13 protein-coding genes are annotated in these 13114 nt (G+C 68.3%); 7 read left to right on the top strand and 6 right to left on the bottom strand.

Translation table 11 applies throughout. From position 1 onward, the window contains the following. Positions 1–111: 111 nt before the first annotated feature. The 5 genes from hsaA to ACWGO0_RS23245 are packed head-to-tail and all read left to right on the top strand — an operon-like array spanning position 112 to position 5278. Positions 112–1284, top strand: a complete 1173-nt coding sequence (gene hsaA, locus ACWGO0_RS23225; protein ID WP_453538130.1) for a 3-hydroxy-9,10-secoandrosta-1,3,5(10)-triene-9,17-dione monooxygenase oxygenase subunit — start codon at positions 112–114, stop codon at positions 1282–1284. Then, entirely contained in the window at positions 1281–2144 is an 864-nt protein-coding gene (gene hsaD / locus ACWGO0_RS23230; protein WP_453538133.1) for a 4,5:9,10-diseco-3-hydroxy-5,9,17-trioxoandrosta-1(10),2-diene-4-oate hydrolase, read from the top strand. Before hsaA ends, hsaD begins: the two co-directional genes overlap by 4 nt. Positions 2145–2182: 38 nt before the next feature. Then, complete coding sequence (locus tag ACWGO0_RS23235) at positions 2183–3076, top strand: VOC family protein (protein WP_453538136.1); 894 nt, start codon at positions 2183–2185, stop codon at positions 3074–3076. Continuing rightward, the gene (locus tag ACWGO0_RS23240; RefSeq protein ID WP_453538139.1) at positions 3064–3549 is read left to right on the top strand and encodes a flavin reductase family protein; all 486 of its coding nucleotides are present in this window, start codon (positions 3064–3066) and stop codon (positions 3547–3549) included. Before ACWGO0_RS23235 ends, ACWGO0_RS23240 begins: the two co-directional genes overlap by 13 nt. Before the next feature lie 40 nt (positions 3550–3589). Beyond that, the gene (locus ACWGO0_RS23245; RefSeq protein ID WP_453538142.1) at positions 3590–5278 is read left to right on the top strand and encodes an FAD-dependent oxidoreductase; all 1689 of its coding nucleotides are present in this window, start codon (positions 3590–3592) and stop codon (positions 5276–5278) included. 3 nt (positions 5279–5281) lie between these two features. Here ACWGO0_RS23245 and ACWGO0_RS23250 read toward each other — a convergent pair whose 3' ends face one another. Both ACWGO0_RS23250 and ACWGO0_RS23255 read right to left on the bottom strand, forming a co-directional pair. After that, a complete protein-coding gene (locus ACWGO0_RS23250) occupies positions 5282–5974 on the bottom strand; it encodes an ABC transporter ATP-binding protein (protein WP_453538145.1) in 693 nt (230 codons plus the stop codon). 1 nt (position 5975) lies between these two features. After that, complete coding sequence (locus ACWGO0_RS23255; protein WP_453538148.1) at positions 5976–7415, bottom strand: ABC transporter permease; 1440 nt, start codon at positions 7413–7415, stop codon at positions 5976–5978. 166 nt (positions 7416–7581) lie between these two features. Between ACWGO0_RS23255 and ACWGO0_RS23260 the strand changes: the two genes are divergently transcribed. Then, the gene (locus tag ACWGO0_RS23260; RefSeq protein ID WP_453538151.1) at positions 7582–8244 is read left to right on the top strand and encodes a response regulator transcription factor; all 663 of its coding nucleotides are present in this window, start codon (positions 7582–7584) and stop codon (positions 8242–8244) included. Continuing rightward, positions 8241–9473: a sensor histidine kinase gene (locus ACWGO0_RS23265; protein WP_453538154.1), complete on the top strand. Its 1233-nt coding sequence runs from the start codon at positions 8241–8243 to the stop codon at positions 9471–9473. Before ACWGO0_RS23260 ends, ACWGO0_RS23265 begins: the two co-directional genes overlap by 4 nt. Positions 9474–9477: 4 nt before the next feature. Here the strand turns inward: ACWGO0_RS23265 and ACWGO0_RS23270 are convergent, their stop codons facing one another. From ACWGO0_RS23270 to ACWGO0_RS23285, 4 genes are all read right to left on the bottom strand, one after another. Beyond that, entirely contained in the window at positions 9478–10164 is a 687-nt protein-coding gene (locus ACWGO0_RS23270) for a ThuA domain-containing protein (protein ID WP_453538157.1), read from the bottom strand. 66 nt (positions 10165–10230) lie between these two features. Beyond that, positions 10231–11241: a hydroxyacid dehydrogenase gene (locus tag ACWGO0_RS23275; protein ID WP_453538160.1), complete on the bottom strand. Its 1011-nt coding sequence runs from the start codon at positions 11239–11241 to the stop codon at positions 10231–10233. A 21-nt stretch (positions 11242–11262) separates the two neighbouring features. Then, positions 11263–12072 carry a carbohydrate ABC transporter permease gene (locus tag ACWGO0_RS23280; protein ID WP_453538287.1) on the bottom strand — a complete coding sequence of 270 codons (810 nt, stop codon included), beginning with the start codon at positions 12070–12072 and terminating at the stop codon, positions 11263–11265. A 62-nt stretch (positions 12073–12134) separates the two neighbouring features. Beyond that, entirely contained in the window at positions 12135–13031 is an 897-nt protein-coding gene (locus tag ACWGO0_RS23285; protein ID WP_453538163.1) for a carbohydrate ABC transporter permease, read from the bottom strand. Between the last annotated feature and the right edge of the window lie 83 nt (positions 13032–13114).

The raw sequence follows: 13114 nt of genomic DNA on the forward strand, positions 1-13114 counted from the left end.
TGCGCCGACCCTGCCACGTGTTCCCGCCCAATGGGAAGAAGGTATTTCGTTTCGAAACAGCAAAGCGTAGGTTCCTCGCACTCGTCCACGATGATCCGAGAGGGAATGCGCATGAGCGACGTAGAGGTCCTCGAAGCGGTCCGCGCCCTCGCCCCGGCCCTGCGCGAGCGCGCCGCCGAGGCCGAGACACTGCGCAGGGTGCCGGACGCCTCGATCAAGGAACTGGCGGAGACCGGCTTCTTCCGGCTCCTCCAGCCCAGGGCGTACGGGGGTCACGCCGCCGATCCACGTGTGTTCTACGCGGCCGTCAAGGAGATCGCCAAAGCCTGCGGCTCCACCGGCTGGGTCTCCTCGGTGGTCGGCGTGCACCCCTGGCACGTCGGACTCTTCGCCCCCGAGGCACAGGAAGAGGTCTGGGGGGCGGACCGGAACGCCCGCATCTGCTCCTCCTACGCCCCGACGAGCAAGGTCACCCCCGTCGACGGCGGCTTCAAGGTCACCGGCCGCTGGCACTTCTCCTCCGGCTGCGACCACACCGACTGGGCGCTGCTCGGCGGCATGATCCCGGACGCCGACGGCCGGCCCGTCGACATGCGGACCTTCCTCGTCCCGCGCACCGACTACCGCATCGACGACGTGTGGGACACCGTCGGCCTGCGCGGCAGCGGCAGCAACGACATCGTCGCCGATGACGTCTTCGTCCCCGAACACCGCTCGCTGAGCTTCGGCCCGGTCACGGCACTCAACACCCCCGGCCAGGAGATCAACCCCGAGCCGCTCTACCGACTGCCGTACGCCTCCGTCTTCACCACCACCATCTCGACGCCGATCGTCGGCATCGCCGAAGGCGCGTACGAGGGTCATGTCGCCGCGACCCGCGAACGGTTCCGCATCTCGTACGGCCAGCAGGTCGCCGAGGACCCCTTCGCCCAGGTCCGGATCGCGCGCGCCGCAAGCGACATCGACGCCTCCTGGCTCCAACTCATGCGAAATATAGGCGAGTTGTACGAGCTCGCGGCACGTGGCGAGGGACTCCCGATGCTGCTGCGCGCCCGCGCCCGCCGCGACCAGGTACTCGCCACCGAGCGCTGCGTCGCCGCCGTCGACCTGCTGATGGAGAACGCGGGCGGCAGCGCCATGCGGACCAAGGGCGGCAACGTCGTCCAGCGCGCCTGGCGCGACGTCCACACCGGGCGCGGCCACGCCGCCAACGACCCCGAGCGGGCGCTCGTCCTCTTCGGCCAGGGCGCGCTCGGCCTCGACATCCAGGACACGATGCTGTGAGCGGCGACGGAATCACCTACGGGAGCACCTCGCGTACGGCCGGGGCCGCCGGTCTCACGCTCCACTACCACGAGGCGGGACCTGCGAGCGGCCCTGTGGTGATCATGCTGCACGGCGGCGGCCCCGGCGCCTCCGGCTGGTCCAACTTCGGCGGCAACCTGCCTCATTTCGCGAGGTCGTTCCGCACGCTCCTCATCGACCAGCCCTGTTACGGCCGCTCGGACAAGCCCGAGCTCGACCAGGACTACTTCAGCTACAGCGCCGACGCCGTTGCCGCCCTGATGGACGAACTCGGCATCGCACAAGCCCACTTCATCGGCAACTCGCTCGGCGGCGGCACCTCGGTGCGGATGGCACTGAACCACCCGGAGAAGGTCGGCAAGCTGCTCCTGATGGGCCCCGGCGGGATCTCGGTCAACCTCTTCGCCGCCGACCCGACCGAGGGCATCAAGCGGCTCTTCGAGTTCGGCATGAGCCCCGAGCCGACCCGGCAGCAGATGCGCACCTTCCTCACCACTCTCGCGTACGACCCGTCGATCGTCACCGACGCGATCGTCGAGGAGCGATTCGCGCAGGCCACCGACCCCGAGGCCCGTCTCGGCAACGCCCGGATGGCCGCCTCCTTCGCCAACCCCGCCTGGCAGCAGGCCACCATGCTCTGGCGCGAGGCCCACCGCATCACCCACCCCGTCCTGCTCACCTGGGGCCGCGAGGACCGCGTCAACCCGCTCGACGGCGCGCTGCTCGCCCTGAAGATCATCCCGGACGCGCGGCTGCACGTCTTCCCGAACTGCGGCCACTGGGCGCAGACGGAGAAGGCGGATGAGTTCAACCGCCTCGCCACCGACTTCTTCCAGTAACCCGACATCCGAAACGAACTGAAGGGCCTCGGACCACCATGGACATTCGCGCTCTCGGCTACCTGCGCATAGAGACCACCAAGCTCGGCGAGTGGCGCACCTACGCCCTCGACATCCTCGGCATGATCGAGGCACCCGGCTCCACCGAAGACGTCCTCCACCTCCGCATCGACGACCGCGCGCACCGCTTCGCGATCGTCGCCGGCGAGCAGGACCGGCTGCTCGCGGCGGGCTTCGAGGTGGCCAACGCCTCCGCCCTGGCCGAGGTCGCCGCCGAGCTCGAAGCGGCGGGCACCCCCGTCAAGGCGGGCACCGCGGCCGAACTCGCCGAACGGCGCGTGCAGGGCCTCGTCCGCTGCGAGGACCCGAGCGGAAACCCGGTCGAGGTCTTCTGGGGGCAGGCGCAGGACCACACCCCGCTCGGCACCCCGTACGGCAACCGGTTCGTCACCGGAGACCTCGGCCTCGGACATGTCGTGCTCCCTGCACCCGAGTTGGCGCAGACGCTCGCCTTCTACGAGACGCTCATGGGCTTCCAGCTGCGTGACTCCATGAAGCTGCCCCCGCAGGCCGTCCCGACCGGCAAGCCGGGCCAGGACTTCTACTGGATGCACTTCCTCAGCCCTAACAGCCGTCACCACAGCGTGGGCCTCTACCCCGGCGCCCTGCCGCCCGGCATCGTGCACTTCATGGTCGAGCTGGAGACCCTCGACGACGTGGGCTTCTGCCTGGACCGGATGAACAAGGCGGGAATTCCCATCGCCTCCACCCTCGGCCGGCACAGCAACGACCACATGGTCTCCTTCTACGCCCAGGCCCCCGGCGGCTTCCAGGTCGAGTACGGCTGGGACGGCCTGATCGTCGACCCCGCCACCTGGGTCGCGAAGGAGATCACCTCCGACAGCTTCTGGGGCCACCAGTGGAACGGCTGAACGAGGAAGCCGACTTCCGTGAGGTCCTCGGCCGCTTCGCCTCCGGCATCACCGTCGTCGCCTCCGTCGACGCGGACGGCGAACCGGTCGGCCTCGCCTGCCAGTCCTTCGCCTCGCTCTCCCTCGACCCGCCGCTCGTCATGCTCTGCGTCGGCAAGAACTCCAGCAGCTGGCCGAAGGTCCGGCAGACCGGCCGCTTCGGGGTGAGCATCCTGGCCGAGGAGCAGCGTGAGGCGTGCGCGGCGCTCGGCAAGCGCGGCCCGGACAAGTTCCGGGATGTGTCCTGGGAGCTGTCCGAGCACGGGGCCGTACGCATCGACGGAGCGCTGGCCACCGTCGACTGCGCGCTGCACGAGGTCCACGAGGCGGGGGACCACCTCGTCGTCACCGCACGCGTGCTGGAGCTGACCGCCCGCGAGGACGGACTGCCGCTGCTCTACTTCCGCAGCGCCTACGCCACCGGGACCTTCTGATGCCCATCGAATCGTTGATCTCGAAGAGGAGACAATCCGGATGAGCACGACGAGCACCACATGGGACCACACCTATGACGTCGTCGTGGTGGGATCGGGCGCGGCCGGGCTGGCCGCCGCGATCACCGCACGGCTGCGCGGCCTCAGCGTCCTGGTCGTCGAGAAGACCGGGACCTACGGCGGCTCCACGGCCCTCTCGGGCGGCGCCGTCTGGGTCCCGGCCAACTTCCACCTCGACGAGGCCGGTCTCGGCGACACCCGCGAGAAGGCCCGCGCCTACCTCGACGCGACCGTCGGCGACCGCGTCCCCGCCGAACGCAAAGAGGCCTACCTCGACCACGGACCGCGCATGGTCCGGGAGTTCCACGACAGGACGGCGGTCCGCTTCGTCTACACCCCCGGCTACTCCGACTACTTCCCCGAGCGGCTCGGCGGCTACCCGCAGGGCCGTTCCATCGAACCGGAGATCTTCGACTTCAAGAAGCTAGGAGACATCCGGCACGGCATGCGCCGCGCGGGGCTGCCCACGTACGGGCTCACCATCACCTCGTACGACTTCCGCTTCCTCAACATGGTCGCGCGCACCTGGGCGGGCAAGAAGACCTCGCTCAAGGTCGGGCTGCGGGCGGCCAAGGCCCTGGCCACCGGCGCGAAACTGCTCTCCCTCGGCGAGGCGCTCATCGCCCGGATGCGCTTCTCGCTGGACAGGCTCGACGGGGAACTGTGGCTGGACACCCCGCTCACCGGCCTGGTCGAGGAGGACGGCCGGATCGCCGGCGTACGCGTCACCCGCAGCGGCCAGGAGCGGACCGTCCGGGCCACGGGCGGCGTCGTCCTCGCCGCCGGCGGCTTCTCGCACAACCAGCGGCTGCGCGAGAAGTACCTCCCCGCGCCCACCTCCACCGACTGGACCTCCGCCTCCGACGGCCAGGCCGGCGACGCCCTGGAACTGGGTATCGCGGCCGGGGCGGCGACCGACCTGCTCGACAAGGTGTGGGGCGCGCCCTCCGTCTGCCCGCCAGGCGAGAAGCCCTTCTTCCTGGTCGCGGACCGGGGTATCCCGGGCATGGTCATCGTCGACCGGGCGGGGGAGCGGTACGCCAACGAGGCCGCCCCGTACCACGAGTTCGTCGACCGGATGCATGCGCATGACCGGCCGGACGACTCCGCCTCGACGGTCCCGTCCTGGCTGATCCTCGACGCCCGTTCCAAGGCCCGCTACCTCTTCATGGGCCTCTTCCCCGGACAGCCCTTCCCCAAGAAGTGGACCGAGAACGGCTTCATCAAGAAGGCCGCCACACTGGACGAACTGGCCGCGCGGATCGGCGCCCCGGCGGACCGGCTCCGCGCCACCATCGACCGCTTCAACGGCTTCGCCGCATCCGGACGCGACGAGGACTTCGGCCGCGGCGACAGCGTCTACGACCGCTACTACGGCGACCCGACCCTCCCCAACCCCAACCTGGCACCGCTCACCAAGGGCCCGTACTACGCAGTCCCCGTCCACCCCGGTGACATCGGCACCAAGGGCGGCCTGCTCACCGACGGCACGGCACGCGTGCTGCGCGAGGACGGAACGGCCATCGAGGGTCTGTACGCGTCCGGGAACTGCTCGGCCGCGGTCATGGGCGAGACCTACCCCGGCCCGGGAGCGACGATCGGCCCGGCGATGGCCTTCAGCTGGGCGGCAGTCAACGACATCGCCGAGAGGTCCGCTCCGCGAGCGTGAGTGTCATGCCGTCATGAGCTTTCCTCGTTTGAGGCGGATCACTTCGTCGGAGGCGTCTGCGACCTCGCGGGAATGGGTCACCAGGATCACGCATTTGCCGTCGTCGTGCGCCAGCTTCCGGAACACGTCGATGATCCCCTGTGCGGTGTCCTGGTCGAGGCTGCCGGTGGGTTCGTCGGCGAAGAGAATGTCGACCTCGCAGGCGAGCGCACGGGCGATGGCCACACGTTGCTGCTGACCGCCGGAGAGCTCAAGGGTGCGGCGGTGCTGATCGGCTTCGTCCACGCCGAGCAGGCGAAGGAGTTCCGTGGCGCGCTTCTTCCTGTTGCCGCCCATTACGCCCTTCACTCCTGTGATCTCCATGGCGGAGGTGATGTTCTGGACGGCCGTCATATAGGTGAGCAGGTTCAGCGACTGGAAGACGGTGGCCACGTGGCGGTTGCGGTAGCGGCCCAGGCCGATGTCGGCGATGTCCTCGCCCTTGAAGCGGACGCTGCCCCTGCTGGGTGTGTCGAGTCCACTGGCCAGCGAGAGGAGTGTGGTCTTGCCGCTTCCGGAGGGGCCGACGACCGAGTACATCCGGCCCTGTTCGAAGGCGTAGTCGACATCCTCGAGGACGGTGCGGCGGCTGTTGCCGGACTGGTAGGTGCGGCCCAGGCCGGTGAGCTGGAGTATCGGGAGGATCGGGCTGGTCACGTCAGTCGCCCTTCGTGAGGATGTGGCGCGGATTGAGGCGCAGGATGCGGATGCCGGGGACGATGGTGGCCAGGGCGGCGATGCCGATGCCGGTGGCGCCGACCGCGCCGATGTCGCCCGCGCCGAGCCTGATGTCGATGGAATCGATCGGCTCGACCTCGGGCGTTTCTTCGCGGTTGGCGCCGCCTGTCGTGTCGGAGCGGTCCTGACCGGGTTCCTGGCCGGCGGCGGACTCCTGGGCGGAGGAGACCTGGCCGGAGAGGAGCTGGTCGCCGACGGCCTGGGCGATGGCCTGGCTCCCGGCGGCGGCGAAGCCGATGGCCAGGACGGCACAGGAGACCACTTCCACCAGGTGCTGGCCGAGCAGCCGGGGCTTCTTCTCGCCCAGGGAGAGCAGGATGCCCATCTCCTTGCGGCGTTCGCGCATGTTCGAGGCGATGATCAGGGCGAGGATGACGGTGCCCGCGACGGCGACCAGCCAGACCGTCAGCGAGGCGAAGTCCGCCGTCTTGTTGATCGGGCCGACCAGGGTCTTGTACTGCTTGTCGTTGACGCTGATCGGGAAGATCTTCAGGTCGGCGCCCGCGGCTTCGGCGTCCTTCTTGAGTTGGTCCACGTCGTCGGGGCTGTGCAGGGTGAACGTGGCCGACTTGACGTTTCCGCCGTCGGAGCCCACCTTCTTGCCCTCCAGACGGGTCGCGCCGTCCGGGGTGACGTAGATCTGGTTGGAGGGTGCCATCATCGGCGGCACGTACGTGCCCGGGTCAGCAGTGTCGTTCCTGTAGATGCCGCCGACGGTGAAGCCGGTTTCCTTGGTGGTCAGTCTGCCGTCGGGGTTCTGGATGTTGGCGTTGAGCTCGACCTTGTCGCCGACCTTCAGGTCGTTGTCCTTGGCCACCCGCTCCTCGATGACGACCATGTCGCTCTCGCTGTCCGGCGTTATCCCGGAACCTTCGATGATCTTCGAGTCGCCGCTGCGGAAGTCCTTGACCGAGTCCATGTCCCGGACGCCGTCCGCCTTGAAGAAGTTCACACCGCCGCTGTCCTGCCCGGCCGGTGCCGGAACCGGTTCATGCAGCTCGACCTGGTCCGTGGGGGCTGCGACACCGTCCTTGGTGTAGTTGCACCGCGCCACGACCGATGACGTGCAGATCTTGTCCACGAGGCCGCGGGGCAGGTCGGCGTCGGCCCCGATCATGCCGGGCTGCCCGCCGCTGCCCTGGGAGCCCTTCCCGGCGGCTAGGTAGGCGTTCAGGTCCAGCTGCATGGTGGCCACCACGCCCACACTGTTCTTGGCCGAGTTCGCGGCACGGGCAGCGGCGGACTGGATCAGGAACCCGGACAGAACCAGGGTGCAGATGACGAAGAACAGGCCGACGAGCATCACGGTCTTGCCCACATGGGCCCGAAGGCGCCACCAGGCTCGTTTGAACAGATTCATGCATATCACGCTACGAGCACGGGGTTTTGGCGAGCATTTGAATGCAGAGGTCCATACCGGACGTCTCATACACGGATCAAATGTGCCGTCTGATAAGACGGACCGAGTGCGCATCCAATGGATGTGACGGCCCCTCTGAATTCATGAAAAATAAAGGTTGTGGCGTGTGCGCGTGCTGGTGGTCGAGGACGAGGAATACATGGCGCGGATCCTTGAGATCGGACTGCGCAGGGAAGCGATCGCCGTCGACGTGGTGCACGACGGGGCGAGCGCCCTGGAGCAATTGGCGGTCTACGATTACGACGCGGTGATTCTCGATCGGGATCTGCCCGAAATCCATGGTGACGAGGTGTGCCGCCGGATCGTCGCCATGGGGCTGGGATGCCGCATTCTCATGCTGACCGCCGCCTCGCGCCTGGGCGACAAGGTCGAGGGCCTCGGTCTGGGCGCCGACGACTATCTCCCCAAACCATTCGATTTCCCTGAACTGGTCGCCCGGCTCAGGGCTCTGTACCGCCGCACCCCGATGGCGCACGCGCCGGTCCTCGAATTCGCCGATGTGCGTCTGGACACGCACCGCCGCCTCGTCACCCGCGGGGGCACCGAGATCCGCCTCACCCTGAAAGAGCTCGCCGTCCTGGAGCTGCTGATGCGCGCCGACGGCGGCGTACTGAGCACCGAGTACCTTCTGGACAAAGCCTGGGACGTACGCACCGACCCGTTCACCAACGCGGTACGTCTGGTGGTGCACACCCTGCGCAAGAAGCTCGGCGAACCCCAGCTCGTCCACACCGCCATCGGCTCGGGCTACTACCTGGGAAACAAGTGAGACGCCCGCGCCGGCCCCTGAGGCACGCGCCGGGACAGCGTTCACTGAGCATCCACGGCCGGCTCTTCCTCGGATTCGGCATCGCCCTCGGTGCGTGCGCCGCGCTGATGGTCGCAATCATCTACATCGGGATGCGCTTTCTGCCCACATACGACTTCAGTACGACCGTCGTCGTGCCGAACGCCACCTCCCGGCCCATGTCCCCCGCTCCGACCACCGGGCCATTTCCCTCGGCGAGCCCCGCTCCACCACTCGTGCAGGGCGAGAAAGCCGAACGCCTGGGCGGTATCTCCAGCAAGGAAGACGTCTGGAACACCGTCCTGCTGGTGTCCGCCGGAGGTGTGGTCCTGGTCATGGCCGTCGGTCTGGGTGCCGGCTGGCTGATCTCCAAGCGGCTGCTCGCCCCACTCCACACCATCAGCGAGGCCGCGACGAAGGCGGCGGACGGCGATCTGACCGAACGCATCAACGCCCACGGCCCCGACGACGAGCTCAAACAGCTGGCCGACACCTTCGACACCATGCTGGCGCGCCTTCAGCAATCCTTCACCGCGCACCAGCGGTTCGCCGCCAACGCCTCCCACGAACTGCTCACCCCGCTGGCCACCACTCGGGCCATCCTTCAGATCGCCGCCGATGACCCCACCGGCACGGAGCTCACCGAACTCACCCCCATGCTCCAGGAGACCAACGAACGCAACATCAGCGTCGTGCGGGCCCTGCTCGACCTCGCCGCCTCGGACCATGCGGCATTCGACCCCACTCCTGTGGACCTCGCCGACCTGGCCGAACACGCCATCGCCGCGCGGGCCGCACAAGCGGAGGCGAAGGAGATCCGCCTCGGCGTGGACACCGAGATCGACTGCGAGGTAACGGGCAGCTCCACCCTTCTGAGACAGCTCCTGCTCAACCTCCTCGACAACGCCCTCACCCACAACGAGCCCGCATCGGGCCGCGTCCACCTAGCGGTCTTCCGGGACGGGGCGAAGGCAGTGGTCGAAGTGAACAACACCGGCCCGCACGTCGATGCCACCGTTGTGGAGCGCCTGTTCGAACCCTTCTACCGGGCGCACTCCCGTATCGGCAGCGACCGCTCGGGCCACGGCCTGGGCCTGGCCATCGTCCGCTCCATCGCCACCGCCCATCACGGAACCGTGACCGCGACCGCGAATCCCACGGGCGGACTCACCCTGCGCGTGGAACTACCGACGCCCTTCGACACCTCGTGAGCAGTCATTCGGGCCTTGCCGCACCAGCCGCCCATCGCAGCCCGCCCAGCAGGTGGTGGCGGAAGGCAGGGTCGGTGTAGGCCTCGTCCGCGTGGCCCAGTGACGTATAGAAGGAGCGGCCGGCGTCGAACTCCCTGCACCACACCAGGGGGTGATCGCTGCCCATGCCGCCTCCCTCGTAGCCGGACTCGTCGATCGTGGCGAGGACGTGTACGCCGGGGCGGCGCGGGTTGCTCCGGAAGTCGTACCACTCGTCGGTCCACTCCCACCGCGGCGGCAGATGGGCCATCGCCGGATGGTTCCGGTGCTCGACCAGCACCGTGCCGGGCTGGACGTCGGGGTGTCCGGCGAAGCGCGCACCGAGCAGCTCGCCGTAGTACGGCCAGTCGTACTCGGTGCAAGCGGCGGAATGGATGCCCATGAAGCCGCCGCCGTCCCCGATCCAGCGCCGCAGCGCCGCCTGCCCGTCCGGGGTGAGGACCTCGCCGCTGGTGGACAGGAAGACCACTGCACCGCGCCCCGCGAGGGAAGCGTCGGTGAAGACCGCGGGGTCCTCGGAGGTTTCCACCGTGAAGCCGTGCGCCTCGCCCAGCTCGCGCAGAGCCGCCTGCCCGGCGGGGATGGATTCGTGGCGGTAGCCGGTGGTACGGGTGTAGACGAGGATGTCCGACAGATGGCCGGTCTGGGGCATGCTGGCACTCCGGGGTTCTGGCGCGCAGGGCGGTTACGGTGATCGGCACCGCGCTGTTCGCGGGGATCAGGCCGAGATGGTCAGAGCCGCGCGGTGTACGGGATGGGCGAACTCCCGCCCGGCGCAGTAGCGTTCGACCTCGTCCAGGGCGCTGCGGGTGATGCGCTGGAGCTCACCGCCGAGCGAGCCGGCGATGTGCGGGGTCAGGAGCACGTTGGGCAGCGAGTACAGCGGCGATTCGGCCGGCAGTACCTCGGGTTCGGTGACGTCGAGGACGGCGTGGATGCGTCCTGACACGGCCTCGGCGGTGAGGGCCCGGGTGTCGACGAGCGAGCCCCGCCCGGTGTTGATGAGTGTGGCGCCGTCCCGCAGGAGCGACAGTCTGCGGGCATCCAGCAGGTGGTGGGTCTCGGGCAGAGCCGGGGCATGCAGCGAGACGACGTCGCAGACGGCCAGCATCTCGTCGAGTCCGACGAGCCGGGCGCCCATCGACTCGGCAGCCGCGGCGTCCAGGTGGGGATCGGCGAGGAGGACGTCGAAGTCGTGGGGGCGCAGCAGTTCCAGCACCCTGCGTCCCACGAGGGAAGCGCCCACCAGACCGACGGTCCTGCGGTAGTTGCCGAAGCCCGGGTAGTGCGCCGCCCAGTCCAGGACGTCCCGGTGTTCGCGGTAGAGCCCGCCGATCTCCAGCACCCGTTTGTTGGCGAAGAGGATGGCGGCGACCGTGTACTCGGCCACGGGTACGGCGTTGGCGGCGGCTGCGGTGGAGACGACGAGTCCACGGTCCCAACACGCGTCCGTCACATGGTGCTTGACGCTCCCCGCGGCATGCACGACCGCCTTCAGCGCCGGCATGCGGGCCAGAACGGCGTCGTCGAGCGGGGGGCATCCCCAGGACGTGATCAGGATTTCGACGGCCGCCAGGTCCGGTACGCGGCCGAAGTCCTCGGCGAGAACATGCGGATCGATGTCGACGTGCCGGCTCAGCCGCTGGACCGCGGCCGGCGGGAAGAGTGCGTCGCGGTGCGGGCGGCCCATGGCGAACAGGGCGCGCGGGCGGGGCGGAGTGGAAGGCATGGGGATCCTCATGACGATGGCCTACTTGACGGCGCCGGCTGTCATGCCGGACTTCCAGAACCGCTGGAGCATCAGGAAGAGGATGACCAGGGGAACCACGGACACCAGCGATCCGACGATGGCCAGCAGATAGTCCTCCGGGTGGCCCTGGGAGAGCGCGGAGGAGTACCAGACGTACAACCCGAGGTTGACCGGGAAGAGGTCCTCGTCGGACAGCATCACCAGGGGCAGGAAGAAGCTGTTCCAGATCTGGGTGAACTGGAAGAGGAAGATGGTCACGAAGCCGGGAGCGAGCATGGGCAGAGCGATACGGCAGAAGGCCTTGAACTCGCTCGCCCCGTCCATCCGGGCGGCCTCCAGGACCTCGTTCGGGACGTAGGACGCGCTGAAGACGCGCGCCAGATACACCCCGAACGGGAACACGAGGCCGGGTATGAAGACGCCCCAGAAGGTGTTGACCAGACCGGCCTTGGCGGCGATCAGGTACAGCGGTATCGCCATGGCCGTGCCGGGCACCATCACACCCAGCAGGACGAGGGAGAACAGCTTCTCCTTGCCGGGGAAGGCCAGTTTGTCGAACGCGAACCCGGCGGCCACGCTGAAGACCGTGGCCAGCAGCGCGCCGACACCGGCGTACAGGATGGTGTTGAACATCCAGCGCAGGAAGATGCCGTTGTCGATCTCGAAGAGATACCCGAGGTTGTCGAAGAGCGCGAAGTCCTTGCCCGGTGCGAAGCCGTTCGTGGCGAAGAGGTCCTGGCGGCTCTTGGTGGACGACAGGACCAGCCAGAGCATCGGCAGAAGTGTGTAGAGGGCGGCGAGACCCAGCATCGCGGTCACGCCGGCCTTGGACAGCAGGACCGAGGGACGTCTGTTGCGTGTCGTGTGCTTCGTCACGGCTTGCTCCTGCTGCGCGAAAATCGGGTGACGACGAAGGACAGCGCAGCGGCGAACACTGCGATGAGCAGCGAGGCGGCTGCCGCCAGTCCGAAGTCGTTGTGCGTGAAGGCGGCGGTCTGGACGAACATGTTGGGCGTCCAGCTGCTGCCGATCGCACTGGAGGCGCTGTAGATGACCTTCGGCTCCGTGAAGAGCTGGACCGATCCGATCACGGTGAACAGCACGGCCAGAGCGATGGCCGGGCGGATCATCGGCACCTTGATCGACAGGGCGGTACGGATTCCCCCCGCACCGTCGATCTTCGCCGCGTCCAGGGTCTCTCCCGGCACCGCCTGGAGCGCCGCGTAGAAGATGACCATGTTGTAGCCGATCCACTCCCAGACGGCGATGTTCGCCGCCGAGAACACCGCGTTGTCCGCCGACAGGAAGTTGATGTCGAGGCCACCGGAGTTGAGGAAGTCGATCACCGGGCTCAGCCCGGGCGTGTACAGGTAGACCCAGATGAGCGCCGCGATCAGCCCGGGCACCGCGTGCGGGAGGAACAGGGCCAGCTGGAAGAAGGTCCGTGCCTTGGCCAGTGCCGAGTCCAGCAGCAGGGCGAGCGCGAGCGCGCCGCCGATCATCACCGGGATGTACACCGCGACGTACGCGGCGATGGTGACGAAGCCGCCACGGAACGCCGAGTCCGACAACGCGCGTACGTAGTTGTCCAGTCCGGCGAATACCTCTTCGGTGCCGCCGAAGCCGAGGCCGGAGGTGCGGGTGGTGAACAGACTCATCCAGCCCGCGTAGAACAGCGGGGCGAGGGTGACGGCGGCGAAGAGGACGAAGAACGGTGCCAGGAGCAGCGCGGCGGTACGGCGCTGGGCGCGGGCTGACGGGCTTGTCATACCGGGCCTTTCTCGATCAGAGCGGGAAGGTGCGGGGGATGAGCCCGATACCGGCCCTGCCCGGCGGCACGGACGGGGCGGTG

Source organism: Streptomyces sp. NPDC055749 (assembly GCF_053617235.1).

What these genes read in the sequence shown, in the direction of transcription:
- ACWGO0_RS23285 (WP_453538163.1), bottom strand. Translation starts at nt 13,031, where the DNA reads ATGACAAGCCCGTCAGCCCGCGCCCAGCGCCGTACCGCCGCGCTGCTC.
- ACWGO0_RS23270 (WP_453538157.1), bottom strand. Translation starts at nt 10,164, where the DNA reads ATGCCCCAGACCGGCCATCTGTCGGACATCCTCGTCTACACCCGTACC.
- ACWGO0_RS23245 (WP_453538142.1), top strand. Translation starts at nt 3,590, where the DNA reads ATGAGCACGACGAGCACCACATGGGACCACACCTATGACGTCGTCGTG.
- ACWGO0_RS23255 (WP_453538148.1), bottom strand. Translation starts at nt 7,415, where the DNA reads ATGAATCTGTTCAAACGAGCCTGGTGGCGCCTTCGGGCCCATGTGGGC.
- hsaA (WP_453538130.1), top strand. Translation starts at nt 112, where the DNA reads ATGAGCGACGTAGAGGTCCTCGAAGCGGTCCGCGCCCTCGCCCCGGCC.
- ACWGO0_RS23235 (WP_453538136.1), top strand. Translation starts at nt 2,183, where the DNA reads ATGGACATTCGCGCTCTCGGCTACCTGCGCATAGAGACCACCAAGCTC.
- ACWGO0_RS23275 (WP_453538160.1), bottom strand. Translation starts at nt 11,241, where the DNA reads ATGCCTTCCACTCCGCCCCGCCCGCGCGCCCTGTTCGCCATGGGCCGC.
- ACWGO0_RS23280 (WP_453538287.1), bottom strand. Translation starts at nt 12,072, where the DNA reads ATGCTGGGTCTCGCCGCCCTCTACACACTTCTGCCGATGCTCTGGCTG.